Origin of the sequence: Sulfitobacter sp. M85, assembly GCF_029285915.1 — a bacterium.
GTDB classification, from domain to species: domain Bacteria; phylum Pseudomonadota; class Alphaproteobacteria; order Rhodobacterales; family Rhodobacteraceae; genus Sulfitobacter; species Sulfitobacter faviae.
In genome coordinates this window covers 190,461-210,161 of the sequence record NZ_JABECQ010000004.1, presented here as the reverse complement: position 1 = coordinate 210,161, position 19,701 = coordinate 190,461, and the positions used below count along the sequence as shown (strand labels likewise).

23 protein-coding genes are annotated in these 19,701 nt (G+C 63.9%); 16 read left to right on the top strand and 7 right to left on the bottom strand.

What is annotated here, in order from left to right; translation table 11 throughout:
* Positions 1–53 precede the first annotated feature (53 nt).
* Complete coding sequence (gene rimO, locus HKX24_RS09650) at positions 54–1,427, top strand: 30S ribosomal protein S12 methylthiotransferase RimO (RefSeq protein WP_271691956.1); 1,374 nt, start codon at positions 54–56, stop codon at positions 1,425–1,427.
* Positions 1,428–1,445: 18 nt separating this feature from the next.
* Here rimO and HKX24_RS09645 read toward each other — a convergent pair whose 3' ends face one another.
* On the bottom strand, positions 1,446–1,940 hold the full coding sequence (locus HKX24_RS09645) for a lactoylglutathione lyase family protein (protein ID WP_067261541.1): 495 nt from the start codon (positions 1,938–1,940) through the stop codon (positions 1,446–1,448).
* Between the two features lie 95 nt (positions 1,941–2,035).
* On the opposite strand from HKX24_RS09645, the gene HKX24_RS09640 reads away from it, so the two are divergent.
* The 3 genes from HKX24_RS09640 (at position 2,036) to HKX24_RS09630 (ending at position 4,138) form a co-directional block, all read left to right on the top strand.
* A complete protein-coding gene (locus tag HKX24_RS09640) occupies positions 2,036–2,926 on the top strand; it encodes a LysR family transcriptional regulator (RefSeq protein ID WP_271691957.1) in 891 nt (296 codons plus the stop codon).
* A 138-nt stretch (positions 2,927–3,064) separates the two neighbouring features.
* Positions 3,065–3,448 carry a hypothetical protein gene (locus HKX24_RS09635; RefSeq protein WP_082851951.1) on the top strand — a complete coding sequence of 128 codons (384 nt, stop codon included), beginning with the start codon at positions 3,065–3,067 and terminating at the stop codon, positions 3,446–3,448.
* Positions 3,449–3,517: 69 nt separating this feature from the next.
* Complete coding sequence (locus HKX24_RS09630) at positions 3,518–4,138, top strand: hemolysin III family protein (RefSeq protein ID WP_209217431.1); 621 nt, start codon at positions 3,518–3,520, stop codon at positions 4,136–4,138.
* Here the strand turns inward: HKX24_RS09630 and HKX24_RS09625 are convergent.
* Both HKX24_RS09625 and HKX24_RS09620 read right to left on the bottom strand, forming a co-directional pair.
* The gene (locus HKX24_RS09625) at positions 4,135–4,491 is read right to left on the bottom strand and encodes a YigZ family protein (protein ID WP_271691959.1); all 357 of its coding nucleotides are present in this window, start codon (positions 4,489–4,491) and stop codon (positions 4,135–4,137) included. The genes HKX24_RS09630 and HKX24_RS09625 overlap by 4 nt on opposite strands.
* A gap of 4 nt (positions 4,492–4,495) precedes the next feature.
* Positions 4,496–5,221, bottom strand: coding sequence for a M48 family metalloprotease (locus HKX24_RS09620; protein ID WP_271691960.1), 726 nt, complete (start codon positions 5,219–5,221; stop codon positions 4,496–4,498).
* A gap of 235 nt (positions 5,222–5,456) precedes the next feature.
* Between HKX24_RS09620 and HKX24_RS09615 the strand changes: the two genes are divergently transcribed.
* From HKX24_RS09615 to HKX24_RS09560, 12 genes are all read left to right on the top strand, one after another.
* On the top strand, positions 5,457–5,687 hold the full coding sequence (locus HKX24_RS09615; RefSeq protein WP_067261534.1) for a hypothetical protein: 231 nt from the start codon (positions 5,457–5,459) through the stop codon (positions 5,685–5,687).
* Between the two features lie 10 nt (positions 5,688–5,697).
* Positions 5,698–6,576, top strand: coding sequence for a branched-chain amino acid aminotransferase (locus HKX24_RS09610; RefSeq protein WP_271691961.1), 879 nt, complete (start codon positions 5,698–5,700; stop codon positions 6,574–6,576).
* Between the two features lie 97 nt (positions 6,577–6,673).
* Entirely contained in the window at positions 6,674–7,132 is a 459-nt protein-coding gene (locus tag HKX24_RS09605) for a universal stress protein (RefSeq protein WP_040700546.1), read from the top strand.
* 114 nt (positions 7,133–7,246) lie between these two features.
* Complete coding sequence (locus HKX24_RS09600; protein ID WP_271691962.1) at positions 7,247–7,807, top strand: NifU family protein; 561 nt, start codon at positions 7,247–7,249, stop codon at positions 7,805–7,807.
* Complete coding sequence (gene tsaB, locus HKX24_RS09595) at positions 7,800–8,423, top strand: tRNA (adenosine(37)-N6)-threonylcarbamoyltransferase complex dimerization subunit type 1 TsaB (RefSeq protein ID WP_271691963.1); 624 nt, start codon at positions 7,800–7,802, stop codon at positions 8,421–8,423. The genes HKX24_RS09600 and tsaB overlap by 8 nt, the downstream gene beginning before the upstream one ends.
* On the top strand, positions 8,420–8,875 hold the full coding sequence (locus HKX24_RS09590; RefSeq protein WP_271691964.1) for a GNAT family N-acetyltransferase: 456 nt from the start codon (positions 8,420–8,422) through the stop codon (positions 8,873–8,875). Before tsaB ends, HKX24_RS09590 begins: the two co-directional genes overlap by 4 nt.
* A gap of 107 nt (positions 8,876–8,982) precedes the next feature.
* Positions 8,983–9,984, top strand: coding sequence for a BMP family ABC transporter substrate-binding protein (locus HKX24_RS09585; RefSeq protein WP_271691965.1), 1,002 nt, complete (start codon positions 8,983–8,985; stop codon positions 9,982–9,984).
* A gap of 136 nt (positions 9,985–10,120) precedes the next feature.
* Complete coding sequence (locus HKX24_RS09580) at positions 10,121–11,722, top strand: ABC transporter ATP-binding protein (protein ID WP_271691966.1); 1,602 nt, start codon at positions 10,121–10,123, stop codon at positions 11,720–11,722.
* 1 nt (position 11,723) lies between these two features.
* A complete protein-coding gene (locus tag HKX24_RS09575; RefSeq protein ID WP_209217438.1) occupies positions 11,724–12,860 on the top strand; it encodes an ABC transporter permease in 1,137 nt (378 codons plus the stop codon).
* 35 nt (positions 12,861–12,895) lie between these two features.
* Positions 12,896–13,864 (top strand): ABC transporter permease, encoded by a 969-nt coding sequence (locus HKX24_RS09570; RefSeq protein WP_271691967.1) that lies wholly within the window; start codon positions 12,896–12,898, stop codon positions 13,862–13,864.
* 114 nt (positions 13,865–13,978) lie between these two features.
* Positions 13,979–14,893, top strand: coding sequence for a sulfite exporter TauE/SafE family protein (locus HKX24_RS09565; RefSeq protein ID WP_067261874.1), 915 nt, complete (start codon positions 13,979–13,981; stop codon positions 14,891–14,893).
* On the top strand, positions 14,890–15,657 hold the full coding sequence (locus tag HKX24_RS09560) for a TIGR02186 family protein (RefSeq protein ID WP_209217439.1): 768 nt from the start codon (positions 14,890–14,892) through the stop codon (positions 15,655–15,657). Before HKX24_RS09565 ends, HKX24_RS09560 begins: the two co-directional genes overlap by 4 nt.
* On the opposite strand, the gene HKX24_RS09555 is transcribed toward HKX24_RS09560, so the two are convergent.
* The 4 genes from HKX24_RS09555 to ccrA all read right to left on the bottom strand — a co-directional run bounded on the left by HKX24_RS09555 (position 15,654) and on the right by ccrA (position 19,618).
* Positions 15,654–17,192, bottom strand: coding sequence for an AAA family ATPase (locus HKX24_RS09555; RefSeq protein WP_276153932.1), 1,539 nt, complete (start codon positions 17,190–17,192; stop codon positions 15,654–15,656). The two genes, HKX24_RS09560 and HKX24_RS09555, sit on opposite strands and share 4 nt — an antisense overlap.
* Before the next feature lie 80 nt (positions 17,193–17,272).
* Positions 17,273–17,992, bottom strand: a complete 720-nt coding sequence (locus tag HKX24_RS09550; RefSeq protein WP_271689355.1) for a LuxR family transcriptional regulator — start codon at positions 17,990–17,992, stop codon at positions 17,273–17,275.
* The gene (locus HKX24_RS09545) at positions 17,940–18,146 is read right to left on the bottom strand and encodes a hypothetical protein (RefSeq protein WP_082851964.1); all 207 of its coding nucleotides are present in this window, start codon (positions 18,144–18,146) and stop codon (positions 17,940–17,942) included. The genes HKX24_RS09550 and HKX24_RS09545 overlap by 53 nt, the downstream gene beginning before the upstream one ends.
* A gap of 191 nt (positions 18,147–18,337) precedes the next feature.
* Entirely contained in the window at positions 18,338–19,618 is a 1,281-nt protein-coding gene (ccrA, locus tag HKX24_RS09540; RefSeq protein WP_271691969.1) for a crotonyl-CoA carboxylase/reductase, read from the bottom strand.
* Positions 19,619–19,701: the final 83 nt, after the last annotated feature.

The window sequence follows — 19,701 nt, the reverse complement described above, 5'->3', positions numbered from 1 at the left end:
CTCCTGCCCGGCGGCTCTTTCCCCGCTCATCCGCTTGCCTTATAGCGCAAGCCATGAGCACAAACCCACCCAATCTGCGCCCCGACCTCGCCCCGCAGGCGAAGATCAGCGATCCCGCCCGCCCTGGCCAGCCGACCATCGGCATGGTCAGCCTCGGCTGTCCCAAGGCATTGGTCGATTCCGAACGCATCCTGACCCGGCTCCGCGCCGAAGGCTATGGCGTTTCGCCCGATTACGCGGGCGCCGATGCGGTGATCGTAAACACCTGCGGCTTTCTCGACAGCGCCAAGGCCGAAAGCCTCGATGCCATTGGCGAGGCGCTGACGGAAAATGGCAAGGTGATCGTCACCGGCTGTCTGGGGGCCGAGCCCGATTACATCCGCGAACATCACCCCCGCATCCTCGCCGTCACGGGCCCGCATCAATACGAACAGGTGCTCGACGCGGTGCATGGCGCAGTGCCGCCCGCGCCTGATCCTTTCATCGACCTTCTGCCCGCGCAGCAGGTCTCGCTCACCCCACGGCACTACAGCTACCTCAAGATTTCCGAAGGCTGTAACCACAAGTGCAAGTTCTGCATCATCCCCGACATGCGCGGCCGGTTGCAAAGCCGCCCGGCCCATGCCGTGATGCGCGAGGCCGAGCGGCTCGTCGACAATGGCGTGAAGGAACTCTTGGTCATCAGCCAAGACACCTCCGCCTACGGGGTCGACATCAAACATGCCGAAGACCGTGGCCACCGCGCCCATATCACCGATCTGGCGCGGGATCTCGGCTCCCTCGGCGCATGGGTGCGGCTACACTACGTCTACCCCTACCCGCATGTGCGCAAGTTGATCCCGCTGATGGCCGAGGGGCTGGTGCTGCCCTACCTCGACATTCCATTCCAGCACGCGCATCCGGACGTGCTGAAACGCATGGCCCGCCCCGCCGCTGCGTCGAAAACCCTCGACGAGATCGCCGCATGGCGCGACACCTGCCCCGACATCACCCTGCGCTCGACCTTCATCGTCGGCTATCCGGGTGAGACGGAAGCGGAGTTCCAGACCCTGCTCGATTGGCTGGACGAAGCGCAGCTCGACCGGGTCGGCTGCTTCCAATACGAAAACGTCGAAGGCGCGCGGTCGAACGCGCTGCCGGATCATGTGGCGCCCCAGATTAAACAAGACCGTTGGGAGCGCTTCATGGAAAAGGCACAAGCCATTTCAGAGGCCAAGCTCGCCGCCAAGGTCGGCAAACGCCTTGACGTGATCGTGGATGAGATCGACGAAGACGCCGCCACCTGCCGCACCAAATCCGACGCGCCCGAGATCGACGGCAATCTCTTCATCGACGAGGATTTCCAGAACCTCAAAGTCGGCGACATCGTCACCGTCGAAGTCGAAGAGGCGGGCGAATACGATCTTTGGGGACGTCAGACTACCTGACGCCCCCGCGGGTTTCTCTCAGGCGTAAGCGCCCGCCGAATAGGTCAGCTCATAGCTGTGGCTGTAAAGCTCGAAGACGATGCCGAAGGGGTCTTCGACATAGACCATGCGGTAGGGTTTCTCGCCCGGGAAATACTCCCGCACCGGCATCCGCTGCTTGCCCCCCGCCGCGATGATCCGCTCCAGCAGACCTTCGACATCGGGGTCTTGGATCGCGAAGTGGAAGGTGCCGTGGCGCTTATGCTCCAGCTTTTCTTCGGGGGCGTAGTTGCCGGGGAACTCGAAGATTTCGATCCCGATGCCATCCGCTGTCGCCAAATGGGCGATGCGCAGCGATCCCCAACCGGGGCCGAAGACATCGGTGCACATGACGCCGATGGCGGTGTCTTCTTCCACCGCTTCGGTGGGCTGCATCACGACATAGAACCCAAGAACTTCGGAATAGAATTTCACGGCGGCGTCGAGGTCCGGCACGGATAGGCCGATGTGGGAAAAGGTACGGGGGGTGGTCATATGCGGTCTCCTGTTTGCGTTGAGGTTGAGATAGACAGGCGCATCTCACATGTGAAATTATCAAATCTCATCGAAATCATAACGAACTGTTTACCATGCTGAACGCCACCTGGCTTGAGACCTTCACCACTCTTTGCGAGACCGGCCATTTCACCCGCACGGCGCAGCGGCTCAACATGACCCAGCCGGGCGTGTCGCAGCATCTGCGCAAGCTGGAAGACCAGTTGGGACAGCCGCTGATCGCGCGCGATGGCAAAAGTTTCACCCTGACCCCGGCGGGCGAAGCGCTGTTTGAAACCGGCCTTGCCCGCCGCCGCGAAGAGCAGCGCCTGCGCGAACGCATCGCGACCGACCTGCCCGACCGGGGCGTGGTGCATATCGCCTGCTCCGGCAGTTTCGCCATGCTGCTCCAGCCGCTGCTGCTGGCGTGGATGGCCCAAGCGCCCGACCTCTCCCTCCATCTCGAAGCCGCGCCCCAAGCCACAATCCGCGCCGGGCTGCTCGATGGGCGCTTCGATCTGGGCGTGCTGGCCGATGATCCTGCCCACGCAAGGTTAGAGGCCCGGCATCTGGGGCGCGAGGAACTTTGCCTCGTGCTGCCGGTTAATGCATTGGAACGGATAGAAAGTTTTGCCGATCTCGAAAGCCGGGGCTTCATCGCCCACCCCGATGGCTTCGCCTATGCCGACGATCTGCTCCAGCTAAATTTCCCGGACAGCTATCCGGGGGCCGACCGGATGCGCCTGCGTGGCTATGTGAACCAGATCGGCCAGATCCCGGCGGCGGTGGCGCGGGGCGTGGGCTATACGCTTTTGCCCCGCAGCGGGGTCGAAACCTTTGCCGCCAAGGACCGGCTCAGGCTGCTGCCTCTGCCCAAGCGGCGCTGGCATGACCTTTGGCTCGCCTCACGGCGTGGGCGGCCCCTGCCCGCGCGGATGGTGAAGACGGCGGAACTGATCGCAGAGGCGGCAGAACAGCTACGATAGCGGACGCATCACAGATATTGTGGAACAAAACACCCACGATACTAGATATACTATCATGGAAGGGCGAGATTACGGAGAGACTTGAGTATGTTCCCTTTCTGTTCTATATGTAGAACGCAGTAGCAGAGGAATGACCACATGTCTTTTCAACCTCAGTTCCCCGGCATCTTCGACCTTGAGCAGCAAGGTCGCCCGCCCCGTGGCAGCGATAGCGCGCAGCCCAAACAGGCCGACCGCCGCATGCCCGCGACCGAAAAACAGATGCAATACGCCCAGTCACTCGCCAAGCGAACGGGTGAAGAGCTTCCCAAAGGCATTGAAGCGGATCGCGCGGCGGTCTCGGAATGGATCGACGCCCATAAACCGCAGGCGTTGGAGGGGCCCTTTGCCGCCTACCCTTCCGCCAAACAAGTCGCCTTTGCCGAACGCATCGCGCGTTTGAAACGCCGCGATGTCCCGCAGGAGTGTTTTCGCGACAAGACCCTGATGTCGCGCTGGATCGACGGCAACAAACCGCGCTGATCCACCGGGCTCTGCGCTTTACCTTTCGTCACCCATGGCAGAGGGCGGTTTCGCTGCTACCTTTCTGTCATGGGCTATCCGACCTCCATCGCTGAGACTTTGGCCGACGGCACCGTGCATGTGCTGAGCCTCGGCTTCGCCATTCCCGCCAGTATCCTTTTGATGATCCATGCCGCCGGGCAAGAGGGGCAATTGACCGCAACGGCGATCTACGCGGGCTGCATCCTTGCCTCTTTCACTGCCTCTGCCATCTATCACCTGCTGCCCTTCGACCGCAGCCGTGCCTTTCTGGGCCGGGTCGATCATGCGGCGATCTATTTCAAGATTGCGGGCACCTATACGCCGCTGGTGATGGTGATCGGCTCTGGCTTTGCCTATGGCATCCTCGGCGTGGTCTGGGCACTGGCGGTAATCGGCGCGGTGGCCAAGCTCTGGTTCTGGCGCACCGATGCGCGGGGATCACTCGCGCTCTACCTCGGCATGGGCTGGCTCTCGGTCCTGTTGATCTACCCGATGTGGCACAATCTGCCGGGGGCGGCACTGGCGCTGGTGGCCGCGGGCGGGCTGACCTATTCGGCGGGCACCTTGGTCTATGCCCATCCCGGCATGCGCTATCAAAACGCCATATGGCATGTGTTTGTGCTGGTCGCCACGGCCTGTTTCTTTGCCGCCATCGCGCTCAGCCTTTAGCCTGCGGGCGCATCCAGATAGGCCCGCACGCAGGTCTGCACATGGCGAAACCGATCGCCGCCCAGATGTTTGCCACCGTACCAGCGGGTGACGACGATCAGATGATCGGTCAGCCCTTCGCGCTCCAACATCCGCAGGATCACCATGCCCGCGCCGGATTCGCCATCGTCGCCTTTGAGCGGGCCGCCATCCGACAGCAGCACCGCCCAAGTGTTATGCGTGGCTTTGGCGTAGGATTTGTCGCGTTTGAGGTCTTTCAACGCGGCATCGACCTTGGCCCGGTCGCGCGCAGGGCAGCCCGACACCGCATATTTCGACCCGCGGTCGTTCAGCACCTGCCCCAGTTTGCGCAAACCGTTACAGCCCCGCCATGGTGCGCCGCACGATATCGATCCGGGCGTTATTGGGCGGATGGGTGCCAAGGAAACGGTCGCCGGGATCGGGAATGCGGGTAAAGAACTCGGCCCCCCTCAGCGGATCATAGCCCGCCCGCGCGGTGATGATCGTGCCAAGGGCGTCGGCCTCAAGCTCGAAATCCTTGGAATAACGCCGCGCGCCGACCTCTGCGCCCAACTCCTGCGCCGTGCGCACGGCATTGGCATCGCCCCCGCTCAGCGTGGCGAGACCGGCAAAGATCACCGCCCCCGCCATGGCGTTTTGCTGCTGTCGTTCAATATGGCCCGCGATGTGATGCGCGGCCTCATGGCCCAGCACAAAAGCAAGCTCGTCTTCGTTGCGAGCATCGGCGATCAGCGCCAATGTGAACGCCACGATGGGGCGGCCATTTTTATCAAGCGTTTGAAAGGCGTTGGCCGGTTGGCCGGGGCGGTCGTCGACCACGATATTGAAATCACAGTTCATCCCCGTCGTCCGGGTGCGACACTCCCGTTCGGCCACGGGTTCAAGCGTGCGGACCACCTGAACAAAGCTCCGCGCCGCCGCGCTTGCGCTCAGCCGCGGGCTTGTCTGCCCCGTGGTCTGCGGCCGGTCGACCGGGATCGGGCCTGTCTGGATCGGTGCCACCTCACAGGCAGAAAGCAGGGCGATGACGGCAAATGCGCCAAGGGCATTCAACAATTTCACGGCTGATCCTCGCTCGGGGGTCCTTGAGCCACCTGTCTATCATGACGCCTTGCCGCCGCCACCCCCGTTCACGGCGCTTTGACACCCCACGGCGGTCTTGCGCTTGGCTTCACAAACCCTGTCTTGCGCTCGCGAGCACATACCCCGTCTTGCGCTCGTGAGCACAAAGCCTGTCTTGCACTCGTGAGCACAAAGCCTGTCTTGCGCTCGCGAGCACAAAGCCTAATGTGCCCTCATGTTTACCATCGAGCATGAATTCGACGCCACCGTCATCACCCTGATCGACGAATCCGACGCCCCCCTGCGCGAGGACGTCACCGTCTCTGCCTTCGCGGGGCAAATCACGATCGAGCAATGGGACGCCCGAACCGACCGTGTGGCCAAGATCACTCTGTCCCCCGCGCAGCTGAGCGATCTGACGGCGGCACTGAACCTGCCCGAGGGCATCTACCGAAGCAATTCCTGAGGATCGTCACATGGCCACCGGCACAGACATCAAGACCTATTTCAACGGCGCATGGCACGACGGCGATCTGCCCACCATCAAGGCCGCCGATCACGGCGCATGGCTCGGCACCACCGTTTTCGATGGCGCGCGGCTGTTCGACGGGCTTGCCCCGGACCTCGAGGCGCATTGCGCGCGGATCAACCGCTCGGCCCGCGCGCTGATGATCACCCCCACGGTTGAGACCGAGGATATGATCGAGATGTGCCGCGAAGGGTTGAAGAGCTATTCGCGCGATCAAGCGGTCTATATCCGCCCGATGTATTGGGCGCTGGCGGGTGACGAACTGGGCATCGTGCCGCGCGAAGGTGCCACCGGCTTTGCCATCAGCCTTGAGGCCATCCCCATGGCCCCGCCCGAGGCCGCGACCACCCTCACCCGCACCCGCTTCCGCCGCCCGGTGCTGGAGGACAACGTCGTTAACGCCAAGGCGGGCTGCCTTTACCCCAACAACGCCCGCATGATGGTCGAGGCGCGATCCAAAGGGTTTGGCAACGCACTGGTGGCCGATGCCATGGGCAACGTCGCCGAAAGCGCCAGCGCCAATGTCTTCATGGTCAAGGATGGTGAGGTTTTCACCCCTATTCCCAATGGCACCTTCCTTGCCGGGATCACACGTGCGCGGCATATGTCGAACATGCGCGAGGCGGGGATGAAGGTGCATGAGACCGTCCTCAGCTTTGACGACTTCCATGCCGCCGATGAGGTCTTTCTGTCGGGCAATATGATGAAGGTCACGCCTGTCAGCGCCTTTGACGAGACGCAATATGGCACCGGAGACAACCAGAACCCGGTCACACGCCAGGTGCGTGAAATGTATTGGGATTGGGCCGCAAGTCAGCGCGGCTGAAGGCCCGGACGGCAGCGGCGCGCGAAAGCAATTGCCAGCGCCGCCCGCCCGCGCCATGATCGTACCGCACCGGGAGGAGGTGCGGAGAGAGGGTTTGATGCGGAAATTCTTAGTGGTGTTGGACGATAGCACCGAATGTTTGAATGCCATGCGTTTCGCCGCCCTGCGCGCGGCGCGCACGGGGGGCGGCGTGGCCGTCCTGTCGGTGATCCCACCCGAAGAGTTCAACCATTGGATCGGCGTTGGCGACCTGATGCGCGAAGAGGCCCGCGAACGGATCGAGGTGCATTTCGAGGTTTTTGCCAAATGGATGCGCGACAAACAGGGCGTCGATCCTGAGTTGATCATCCGCGAGGGCGAACCGACGGATGAGATCATCCAGCAGCTGTCCGACGACCCCGACATCGGCGTTCTGGTGCTCGGCGCCAGCGGTGACCGCAAGAAAGGCCCCGGCCCGCTGGTCACGCAATTGTCGCGCTCTGCCGGTGCCCTGCCCGTGCCGATCACCATCGTGCCCGGCGATCTGAGCAAGGAACGGCTCGAAGCGATCACCTAAGCGCTCTGCCGCCCGCCCCAATGCTCGGCGCCGCAATTTAGAACGGTTCTAAACCTTGACTTGCCGCCCGCGCAGGCGCATATCAGGAGCCACGCCGAAAGCGAGGTACACCCCATGTTCATCCAGACCGAATCCACTCCGAACCCCGCAACGCTCAAGTTCCTGCCGGGTCAGACCGTGCTGGAGATGGGCACCGCTGATTTCCCCTCCCCCGAAGCCGGGGCAACCTCCCCGCTGGCCCAACGGCTCTTTGCGGTCGAGGGCGTGACCGGCGTGTTCTTCGGCACCGATTTCGTCACCGTGACCAAGCAAGACGCGGTGGAATGGGACCATGTGAAACCCGCCCTGCTCGGCGCCATCATGGAGCATTTCCAGTCCGGTGAGCCGGTCATGGCCTCTGACCACCAGCCCACATCCGGCCACGCCGCGCATGAGGGCGAAGACGGCGAAATCGTCGGCCAGATCAAAGAGTTGCTCGACAGCCGCGTGCGCCCCGCCGTGGCCCAAGACGGCGGCGATATCACCTTCCACGGCTTTGAGCGTGGCGTCGTCTATCTGCACATGCAGGGTGCCTGCGCCGGTTGCCCCTCTTCGACCCTGACGTTGAAAATGGGCATCGAGAACCTGCTGCGCCACTACATCCCCGAGGTCACAGAGGTGCGCCCGGTTGCCTGAGCATGGCGCGAGCGGGCCGCTGATTCTGGCCTTTGACACATCGGCCGCGCATTGCGCGGCCGCTTTGCTGTCGGGCGACCGGATCTTGGCCTCCCGCACCGAGCCGATGACTAAGGGTCAGGCCGAGCGGATCATGGTCCTTTGCGCTAAATTGCTGAGCGAGGCCGGGCTGGCCTATGCCGACCTCACCGCGCTTGGCGTCGGCATCGGACCGGGCAATTTCACCGGTATCCGCATCGCCGTCTCCGCCGCGCGCGGGCTGGCGCTTGGCCTTGGCATTCCAGCGGTCGGGGTCGATGCCTTTGACGCGCTGCGCGAAGGCCATGATGGCCCCTGCGCCTGTGCGGTGGATGCCCGCCGTGATCAGGTTTTCTTGCAAGGCTTTGACAACCCCGGCATCTCCGAGCCGGCACTACAGGACGCCGCCGCCCTCCCGGCCTTCACCGGCCCGCTGATCGGCGCGGGCGGAGAGCCGCCAGCGATGCCGGTGGCCGAAGCCATCGCCCGCATCGCTGCGCGCCGCTTTGCGAGCAATCCGCCGCGCCCTGCGCCGCTTTACCTGCGCCCCGCCGATGCCGCCCCCGCCCGCGACGCGGCACCGGTGCTGCTGCCGTGACACCGGCGGCCCTCGCCGCGCTCCATGCTGCGGCCTTCACCCAAGACAGGCCGTGGCAAGAGGCGGAGTTCGCAAGCCTGCTCGACAGCCCCTTCGTGCAGCTTTTCCCCCGCCCCGGCGGCTTTGCCCTGACCCGCACCATCGCGGGCGAATCCGAATTGCTGACGCTAGCCGTGGACCCCGCGCAGCAACGTCGGGGGCTGGGCCGGGCCCTGCTGCGCGACTGGCTGGCGGCCCTGCCCGCCGACTGCGAAAGTGCCTTTCTCGAAGTCGCTGCCGATAATCTGCCCGCCCGCGCGCTCTATGATGATCAAGGCTTTGCCCAAATCGCCACCCGCCGTGCCTATTACGCGCGCAGCGGCGTCCCACCTGTGGATGCCTGCATCCTGCAACGCGTCTTGACCCATGGTCACGCTGGCGATCCGGGCGGCTTGCCCTCAAAAAGCGGTTGACCCTACCCCCCGCCTGCGCCCTAGATTATACCTGATCACACGATCCACAAACGCCGTGGCGGCAGCATCTGATTGACCGCCCGACACCACAACCCGGGAGACACCAAATGACCCTCATGACGAAATTCCTCGGCGCTGCTGCGGGCCTCGCGCTCACCGCGGGCGCGGCAGCCGCTGAACCGGCGCTGATCTTCGACCTCGGCGGTAAGTTCGACAAAAGCTTCAACGAAGCGGCCTTCAACGGTGCCTCCCGCTGGGCCGAAGAAACCGGCGGCAAATTCGCCGAGATCGAAATGCAGTCCGAAGCGCAGCGCGAGCAGGCCCTGCGCCGCTTTGCCGAATCCGGTGCCAACCCGATCATCACCATGGGTTTCGCCATGGCCGATCCGCTGGCGACCGTGGCGCCCGACTATCCCGACACGAAATTCGCAGTGATCGACGTCAACTGGCTCGACCTGCCCAACGTGCGCCAGGTCAGCTTTGCCGAGCATGAAGGCTCCTACCTCGTCGGCGTCATGGCCGCGATGGCATCCGAGACCGGCACCGTCGGTTTCGTCGGTGGCATGGACGTGCCGCTGATCCGTCACTTCGGCTGCGGCTATGCGCAGGGCGTCAAGGCGACCAATCCCGACGCCAAGGTCATCGCCAACATGACCGGCACGACACCCGCTGCCTGGAACGACCCGGTGAAAGGCTCCGAGATCACCAAGGCGCAGATCAACCAAGGCGCTGACGTGGTTTATGCCGCGGCCGGTGGCACCGGTGTGGGCGTGCTGCAGACCGCCGCTGACGAGGGCATCCTGTCGATCGGCGTGGACAGCAACCAGAACCACCTGCACCCGGGCAAGGTGCTGACTTCCATGCTGAAACGCGTCGATGTCGCCGTCTATGACGCGATGATGGCGGGCGAAGACCTTGAAGTCGGCGAAGTCGTGACCCTTGGCCTTGCCGAAGAAGGTGTTGGCGTTGCCATCGACGAACATAACCAAGATCTCGTGACCGAAGAGATGAAGGCCGCTGTCGACGAAGCGCGCCAGAAGATCATCGACGGCGAGATCAAAGTGGTCTCCTACTACGAGAACGACAGCTGCCCGGCACTGGACTTCTGAGCCCGATTTATCCACAATCGACCCCCGGGGCCGCGCCGATCATCGGCGCGGCCCCTTTTAAAACCCCACAGCGTGACCGGGGCAGCGATGGACCAACGCCAGATCAAGGGCTGCAACGCCCGCAGGACCTTTTGACATGACCGATACCGCCCCCGCGATCGAACTCAAGGGCATCTCCAAGGCCTTCGGCCCGGTACAGGCCAACAAAGATATCTCGATCCGCGTCATGCCGGGCACGATCCACGGCATCATCGGCGAGAACGGCGCCGGCAAATCGACGCTGATGTCGATCCTCTACGGCTTTTACAAGGCCGATGCGGGCGAGATCTTCATCGGTGGCCGCAAGACCGAGATCCCCGACAGTCAAGCCGCCATCGCCGCAGGCATCGGAATGGTGTTCCAGCACTTCAAGCTGGTCGAGAACTTCACCGTTCTGGAAAACATCATTCTCGGTGCTGAGGATGGCCGCCTCTTGAAGCCCTCGCTGTCGAAGGCGCGCAAGACGCTGATCGAACTGTCGAAGGACTACGGCCTGAACGTCGACCCCGACGCACAGATCCAAGACATCGGCGTGGGCATGCAGCAGCGTGTGGAGATCCTGAAAGCGCTCTACCGGCAGGCCGATATCCTCATCCTCGACGAGCCCACCGGCGTGCTGACCCCCGCCGAGGCCGACCAGCTCTTCCGCATTCTCGGGCGTCTGCGCTCCGAGGGCAAAACCATCATCCTGATCACCCACAAGCTGCGCGAGATCATGGAGATCACCGACACCGTGTCGGTCATGCGCCGCGGCCAGATGACCGCCACCGTGAAAACCGCCGAGACCTCGCCGCAGGAACTGGCCGAGCTGATGGTCGGGCGCAAGGTGCTCTTGCGCGTCAACAAAGAGCCCGCCACCCCGGGCGAGGTGATCCTCGACATCAAGGGGCTGCGCGTCGTCGACGACAAAGGTGTCGAGCGGCTGCGCGGGATCGACCTTCAGATTCGCGCGGGCGAAGTGCTGGGCCTCGCGGGCGTTGCGGGCAACGGCCAGTCGGAACTCTTGGAAGTGCTGGGCGGCTATGCCGACGGCACCGGCAACGTTACGCTCAACGGCACCCCGCTGGACCTCTCGGGCAAGAAAAGCGACGGCCAGTCGCGCCGCGCGCGCGGCGTGGCCCATGTGCCCGAAGACCGCCAGCGCGAAGGTCTGATCATGGATTTCCAGGCGTGGGAGAACAACGTCTTCGGCTACCACCACGACGACCGCTTCAACAGCGGCATGCTGATGGATCACGCCGCGATCCGCGCCGATGCCGAAGACAAAATGGCGCGTTTCGACGTGCGCCCGCCAGACCCGACGCTGGCGGCCAAGAACTTCTCGGGCGGCAACCAGCAGAAAATCGTTCTGGCGCGCGAGATCGAGCGCAACCCAGACCTGCTGCTGATCGGCCAGCCCACGCGCGGCGTCGACATCGGCGCGATCGAATTCATCCACGAGCAGATCATTGCTCTGCGCGATCAGGGCAAGGCGATCCTGCTGGTCTCGGTGGAACTGGAAGAAATCCTCGCCCTGTCGGACCGCATCGCGGTGATGTTCGACGGGCAAATCATGGGCGAACGCGCCGCCGATCAGACCGACGAAAAGGAGCTTGGGCTGCTCATGGCAGGCATCACCGACACCGAGAACGAACATAGCGTGGCCGAAGTCGAGGCCAATCTCGCCCGCGCCGGCGGCGACGCGCGCAAGGAGGTCTGAGATGGACGTGATGCCAAAATGGGCCGAGGTGATCCTCGTGCCGCTGATCTCGTTGCTGCTGGCCGCCGTCCTCTCGGCGCTGGTGATCCTGTCGATCGGCGAGGACCCGATTGCGGCCGTTAACCTCATGGTCAAGGGTGCGCTCGGCTCGACCTATGGCTGGGGCTACACGCTTTACTACGCCACCAACTTCATCTTCACCGGCCTTGCCGTCGCCGTGGCCTTTCACGCGCGGCTGTTCAACATCGGTGGCGAGGGTCAGGCGATGCTGGGCGGCCTTGGCGTGGCGCTGGCCGCGCTCTACATCCCGTGGCCGCATTGGACGCTGGCACTGATCGGCTGTGGCGTCATGGCCGGTCTTCTGGGCGCGGTCTGGGCCGCGATCCCCGGCTGGCTGCAGGCCAAGCGCGGCTCCCACGTCGTGATCACCACGATCATGTTCAACTTCATCGCCGCGGCGCTGCTGAACTACGTGCTGGTCAACGTCATGCGCCCGCCGGGCAGCATGGACCCGGCCAGCGCCCGCTTCCCGGAGGCCGTGCATCTGCCGACCCTGCACGAGTTGCTTGCCCCCCTTGGCATCGCCTTCTCCAAATCCGCCCCCGCCAACGTCTCGCTGCTGGTGGCCGTCGGCGCCTGCGTGGCGATCTGGATGCTGATCTGGCGCACCCGTCTGGGCTATGAAATCCGCGCCTACGGCCATTCGCAGCCGGCGGCGAAATATGCCGGCATCTCGCCCGTGCGCATCACCATGATCACCATGATCATCTCGGGCGCGCTGGCAGGGCTGATGGCGATCAACAACGTCATGGGCGAAAGCGAACGTCTGGTGCTGAACGCGACCGAGGGCGCGGGCTTCATCGGCATCGCCGTGGCGCTGATGGGCCGCTCGCACCCGGTGGGCGTCTTCTTTGCCGCGCTCCTGTTCGGCTTCCTCTACCAAGGCGGCGCGGAACTGGCGCTCTGGACCTCGATCCCGCGCGAGTTGATCGTCGTGATCCAAGCGCTCGTGATCCTCTTCACCGGGGCGCTCGACAATATGGTGCGGATGCCGCTGGAGCGTCTCTTCCTGATGTTCCGCCGCCCCGGCCCGCCCAAACCCGGCCCCCGAAGCGCCCAGTCGGAGAGCGCGGAATGAGCCCCTATACCCCCCTGAGAAAGCGGGTCTGACCTATGGACTACATCACGCTCATCCAATTGCTCGACAGCACCGTGCGGCTGGCCACGCCGCTGCTTCTGGCCTGTCTTGCCGGTCTCTTCTCCGAACGCGCGGGCGTCTTCGACATCGGGCTCGAGGGCAAGATGCTGGCCGCGGCCTTCTTCTCGGCGGCGCTTGCGTCGATCACCGGCTCGGTTTGGATCGGTCTGGCGGCGGGCATCGCCTCCTCGCTGGCGCTCAGCGCCGTGCATGGCCTTGCCTCGATCACCTTCCGCGGCAACCAGCTCATTTCCGGCGTGGCGATCAACTTCCTCGCCGCCGGCATGACCGTGCTGATCGCGCAGGACTGGTTCGCCCAAGGCGGCCGCACCCCCTCGCTCTTCGGCGGCGCGCGGTTCGAGCCGATCACCCTGCCCTTCGCTGAGTCGATGGAGAGCGTGCCGGTCATCGGCCCGCTTTACGAAGAGCTGATCTCTGGCCATTCGATCCTCGTCTATGCCGCCTTCCTCGCCGTGCCGCTGACTTGGTGGATCCTGTTCCGCACCCGCTTCGGCCTGCGCCTGCGCGCGGTGGGCGAGAACCCCGCTGCCGTCGACACCGCAGGTGTCTCGGTCGTGGGTCTGCGCTATGCAGCTGTCGGCATCGCCGGGCTGCTCTGCGGCGTGGCGGGCGCCTACCTCAGCACCGCGCTGCAGGCGGGTTTCGTCAAGGACATGTCGGCGGGCCGCGGCTTCATCGCGCTGGCCGCGCTGATCTTCGCCAAGTGGCGTCCGTGGTACGCCCTTTGGGCCACCCTGCTCTTCGGCCTCTTCGGCGCGCTGGAGACCCGACCGGACGTGATCCAGTCGGTCATCGGCATCAAGGTGCAGGGCCAGCTTCTGGGCGCCCTGCCCTACCTGATGACCGTGGTGATCCTCGCCGGTTTTGTCGGAAAAGCGATCCCGCCGCGCGCGGGTGGCGAGCCCTATGTGAAAGAACGCTGACACTTCCTTCCGGCCCTTGCACCCGAGGGCCGGATCGGCGCAACCTGTCAAAGTAGTCGCCTCACCGCGACAAGCTATGTTGAACTGCGCGGCCGTTCGGGGCTAGGAAACGTCATGCAAATCTACCTGCCCATCGCCGAAGTATCGGTCAACGCCTTCCTCCTTTTGGGGTTGGGCGGCATCGTGGGCATCTTGTCGGGCATGTTCGGCGTCGGCGGCGGGTTTCTGATCACGCCGCTGCTGTTCTTTGTCGGCATCCCACCCGCCGTGGCGGTGGCGACCTCGACCAATCAAATCGTGGCCTCTTCCTTCTCGGCGCTTCTGGCGCATCTCAAGCGAAAGACGGTCGATTTCCGAATGGGCTGGGTGCTGCTGGCCGGGGGCCTCATCGGCTCCGGCATCGGCATGTTCATTTTCAACTACCTGAAATCGCTCGGCCAAGTCGATCTGCTGGTGACGCTTTGCTATGTCGTCTTCCTTGGCATTATCGGCGGGCTGATGTTCGTGGAATCGCTCCGCGCCATCCGCCGCACCCGCAAGGGGGGCCGGGTCAAACGCAAGAAGCACTATTGGGTGCATGGGCTGCCGTTCAAAATTCGCTTTCGGGTTTCGGGCCTCTATATCTCGGTGATCCCGCCGGTGCTGGTCGGCGCGGCGGTCGGGATGCTTTCGGCGATCATGGGCGTGGGCGGCGGTTTCATCATGGTGCCTGCGATGATCTACCTGCTCGGCATGCCGACCAAAGTGGTGATCGGCACCTCGCTGTTGCAGATCATCTTCGTCACCGGCTTCACCACCATGCTGCATGCCACCACCAACCAGACGGTCGACATCGTGCTGGCGGTGCTCTTGCTCGTCGGCGGTGTGCTGGGCGCGCAGGTGGGCACGCGCATCGGCGTGCGGATGCAGGCCGAGCAGTTGCGTATCTTGCTGGCGGTGCTGGTCTTGGCGGTCTGCGGCAAGCTTGCGCTCGACCTTCTGCTGGAACCGGCGGAACTCTATTCTCTCAGCCCGGTGGCGGCGGAATGATGCGTGCGGTGATCGCCTTCCTTGGCCTGTGTTTCACGGCCCTGACCGCCACGGCGGAAGAGGAAATCGTGCTTGGCCTCAGCCAGGCCGAAGTCTCCATCACCACCAATTTCGACGGGTCCGAGATCCTCGTCTACGGGGCCGTCAAACGCGAAACCCCGATCCCCGATGGCGCGCCGCTCGAAGTCGTCATTACCGTCTCCGGCCCCTCGGCCCCGGTGATGGTGCGCCGCAAAGAGCGGCGCTTTGGCATCTGGGTGAACACCGCCGCGGTTGAGGTCGACCGCGCGCCGAGCTTCTACGCCGTGGTCACCTCCGGCCCGCTGGCCGAGGTGCTAAAACGCATCGAAGACCTGCGTCACCGCATCTCCATCCCCCGCGCCATCCGGTCGGTCGGCGCCCCGATGGAGATCGCGGACCCCACCCAATTCACCGACGCGCTGATCCGCGTGCGTAAGGATGCGAACCTTTACCAAGTCATCGAAGACGGGGTGAAGGTGGATGAACAGACCCTCTTCCGCGCCGCCGTCGCTCTGCCCGCCTCGCTCACCGAAGGGGCCTATGACACGCGGATTTTCCTCACGCGCGGCGGCGATGTGGTAGCGCAATATGAGACGATCATCGATGTCCGCAAAGTCGGGATGGAGCGTTGGCTGTTCAACCTCGCCCATCAACAGGCGTTTCTCTATGGGCTTCTTTCGCTCTTCATCGCGGTTGCGGCGGGCTGGGGCGCCTCTGCCGTCTTCGGCCTCATGCGCCGCTAAGCCGCGCCATCCTCGGTCGCCTCAAGCGTCAGCGCCGCCGCTGGCGCGGCCCGCAGATCATCCACCCGCAACGGCCCCGAAGGCTTGCTCAGCCGGTTGCGCACCACCCAGATCAGCCGCTCCTGAGCGCGGGTGATGGCGACGTAAGCCAGCCGTTTCCACAGCGGCTGCCCCGCCTCCGACCGCCCCATCCGCGCGGCGGCATAGAGATCGGGCGCAAAGACCTGCACATTCTCCCACTGGCTGCCTTGGGCCTTGTGGATCGTCACCGCCGCCCCGTGCAGAAAGGTCGCCCCCATGCGCGCGGCGAAGGGGATGAAGGGCTCTTCTTCGTCGGGTTTCTCGATCTTCACGATCGAGGCGGCACTCACCTGCGGGTCCTCGGCCCCGATCACATGCAAGCGGCTGAAGCCGGGCTTGCGCCCCTCGCCCAGATAGACCACCTGCGCGCCCTTGATTAGGCCCCGCGCTTCAAGGTCCAGCCGTTTCTTGCGGTGTTTCAGCGGCAGTTCGATCCCATCGCAGATCAGCGGCTCGCCCGCCAGCAACGCATCATCTGGCGCGCCATGCACGCTGCGGAACGCATTGATCAGCCGAATACGCGTCGCATTGCGCCAGACCAGCACCGGGCTGCGCGCCATCAGGTCGACCTCAACACGCTGGCCCCAGACCACGCGGTCATCGCGGCGCGCCGCGTCTTCGATCATCCGCTCGAAGTCATGAAACTCCAACTGCGGATCGGCCAGCGCATGGGCGAGATCAAGGATCGGGTTGTCGGCCTCTTGCCGGTGGATGCGGTTGAGGTTCAAGACGCGCTTCTCGGGCAGTTTCTCGAAGACCATCGTGCCCGATTGCCCCACCGGCGCCAACTGCGCCGGGTCACCGAACAACAGCAGCGTCGGGAAAATCTCTTTCAAATCCTCGAACTGCTTGTCGTCCAGCATCGAACTTTCGTCGACAAAGCCGATGTCCAATGGTTCTTCCCGCCGCTTCCAGCCGGTGATGAAGTCGCTGCCACCCAGCCCCGCCGCCGCCAGCGCACCGGGCACCGACTTGTTGTTCGCGAAAAACGCCGCCGCCCGGTCCAACGCCATTTCGCTGAGGCCCTCGATCTCGGGCTTCTCACCGTTGCCGGTCAGCCATTCGGCGATGCGCTCGTATTCAGGGTGATAGACCGGCGTATAGAGAATGCGGTGGATCGTCGTCGCGGGCACCCCGCGCAGGCGCAGCACGCTCGCCGCCTTGTTGGTGGGCGCGAGGATCGCCAAGGTCCGCTTCTCGCGCTTCTTGCGCGATTCGTAATCGCCCGAGACGATCTCGACCCCGGCCCCTTCCAGCGCGCGGTAAAGCTCGGCCAGCAGCAGGGTCTTGCCCGATCCGGCCTTGCCGGTCACCGCCATCACCTGATCCGGCCCGCCCGCAGGCGGCATCAAAAGCGAGTCGTCCAGATCGATGCCCGCAGAGCGCAGCATATCGGCCACCTTGTCATGGGCGGCGGCTTGGTCTTCGGAATAGGTGAGCGCGGTAGATGTCATTCGGCGACCCTAAATGAGCCCCGCGCCGGGGGCCAGATGGCTTTGCCCCGCGCGCCTGTGATTCATGTGGATTACCCGCCTTAGACGACGATCAGCCCCCGGCTGAGCGCACGGGCGACCGCATGGGTGGTGTTGGACGCCCCCAGTTTGAAGCGGGCACTTTCCACATAGGCCCGCAGCGTATGTTCCGAGATCGACAGACGGTCAGCCACCTGCGCGCGGCTATAGCCCACCGCCAGCAGGGTCATCGCATCCACCTCGCGCGGGGACAGCGCCTGCACCGCACCCGGTGCCCGCTCCGGGGCCAGCGCCAGCGCCTTTTCGTTGAAGCAATGGGCCGCCCAGATCAAATCGCGCCGGTGCCGCGCGGTGAAAGCGGCCCAAACCCGATCGGTGCAACTGTGGTTCGTGGTGAAAAGCGCGAATTGCCCATGCGGCCCCCGGATCGGGACCGAGAACCCCTGATCGCCAACCCCATGGTCCAAAGCATCCCGGCGAAACTGCCGCGCCGCGCGAGAGGACCAATCGAGGTCTTTCCAATCCACCGGCTCGAACCGGCGATAGCAGCCCGCGACCACGGGATCGATGCGCAGGTAGTTATGCGCCTGATAGCGCTCAGACCAAAGCGCGCCATAGGTGCCGCAGCCATATTGCACCCCCGCCGTGTCGACCCAGTGATAGACGACATGCAAAATGCCAAAGTGATCGCGCAGGTCTTTGCAGGCCTGCCCAAGGGCGGGCTGGCCATCAGCCTGCGCCAGCCTTTCCCAAATCCGTTCCAGATGCGGCTCTATCCTCATGCGTCCGGCCCATGGCCCTTTCGCGTTGCAAGGACATCTCAGCCAGAGCGATCAGCGCCGCGTCGTCCAACTGTTCCGCCGTGCGCGGCAGTTGGTTCGCCATGGCAAAAGCCCTGAGATCGGCCAAAACGTCCAATATCCAATCATCTCGCATGAGGGTCGCCCAGCTTTGGTTAATGGCAGATTAATACAACCATAGCATGTACATTATTTTGCACCATCCGCGCTTTCTGCCCCCCCATAAATAGCGGGGCTGCGGGCGCTAAGCCTCTGTTTCGACAGGGCACCACGCAAAACCCCCGCAGCCGAAGCCACGGGGGTTTCATCTTAGCCGATCCGTGTCGCTCAGTCGCGGGCGACCAGCGTGTCTTCCAACGTGCGCAGCCCGGTCGTCGGGGCTTGCACCAGTACCGACATATTCCCCGGCTTATGCTCATTACGCATCATCTTCATATGCGCCTCGGGCAGATCGGCCCAGCTAAAGACCTCGGACATGCAGGGGTCGAGCCGCCGCTCCATCATCAGCTTGTTGGCGGCACTCGCCTGTTTGAGGTGGGCAAAGTGGCTGCCCTGCAAGCGCTTCTGGTGCATCCACATGTAGCGCACGTCGAAGGTCAGGTTGAACCCGCTTGTGCCTGCGCAGATCACCACCATGCCGCCCTTTTTAACCACGAAGGTGGAGACTGGGAAGGTCGCCTCACCGGGGTGCTCAAAGACCATATCGACATTCACGCCTTTGCCGGTGATGTCCCAGATCGCCTTGCCGAACTTGCGCGCTTCCTTGAACCACTCGGCATATTCCAGCGTGTTCACCGTGGGCAGTTGGCCCCAACAGTTGAAGTCCTTGCGGTTCAACACCCCCTTGGCACCCAAATCCATCACGAACTGGCGCTTGCTCTCGTCCGAGATCACGCCGATCGCATTGGCGCCCGCAGTGTTGATAAGCTGGATCGCATAGGAGCCGAGGCCACCGGAGGCGCCCCAGACAAGCACGTTCTGGCCCGGCTTCAGGTCATGCGGCTCATGGCCAAAGAGCATCCGGTAGGCGGTCGCCAGCGTCAGCGTGTAGCAGGCGCTCTCTTCCCACGTGAGGTGCTTGGGCCGCGGCATCAGCTGCTGGCTCTGCACCCGGGTGAACTGCGCAAAAGAGCCGTCGGGCGTCTCGTAGCCCCAGATCCGCTGGCTGGGAGAATACATCGGGTCGCCGCCGTTGCATTCCTCGTCGTCGCCGTCGTCTTGGTTGCAGTGGATCACCACCTCATCGCCGACCTTCCAACGGGTCACCTTATCGCCCACCGCCCAGACGATGCCCGAGGCATCGGAGCCCGCGATGTGGTAAGGCTCGCCATGGCCGTCGAAGGGGCTGATCGGCACGCCGCGCGCGGCCCAGACACCGTTGTAGTTGATGCCCGCCGCCATCACGAGGACCAGCACGTCTTGGCTGTCGAGCTTAGGCACGTCGACCACCTCTTGCAGCATCGCGCTGTTCGGGTCGCCGTGCCGTTCGCGGCGGATCGCCCAAGCATACATCTGTTTCGGGACATGCCCCATCGGGGGCATCTCGCCCACTTCATAGAGGTCCTTTTGCGGGGCGTCATATTCGGCGTGTTTCGTATCCAGTGCCATGTGGGCCTCCTGCCGGTGATCGGTGTCTACAAGGTCTGTGCCGCACCGCAGAATCGCGGCGGCTCCCTTTCGGGATATGATCC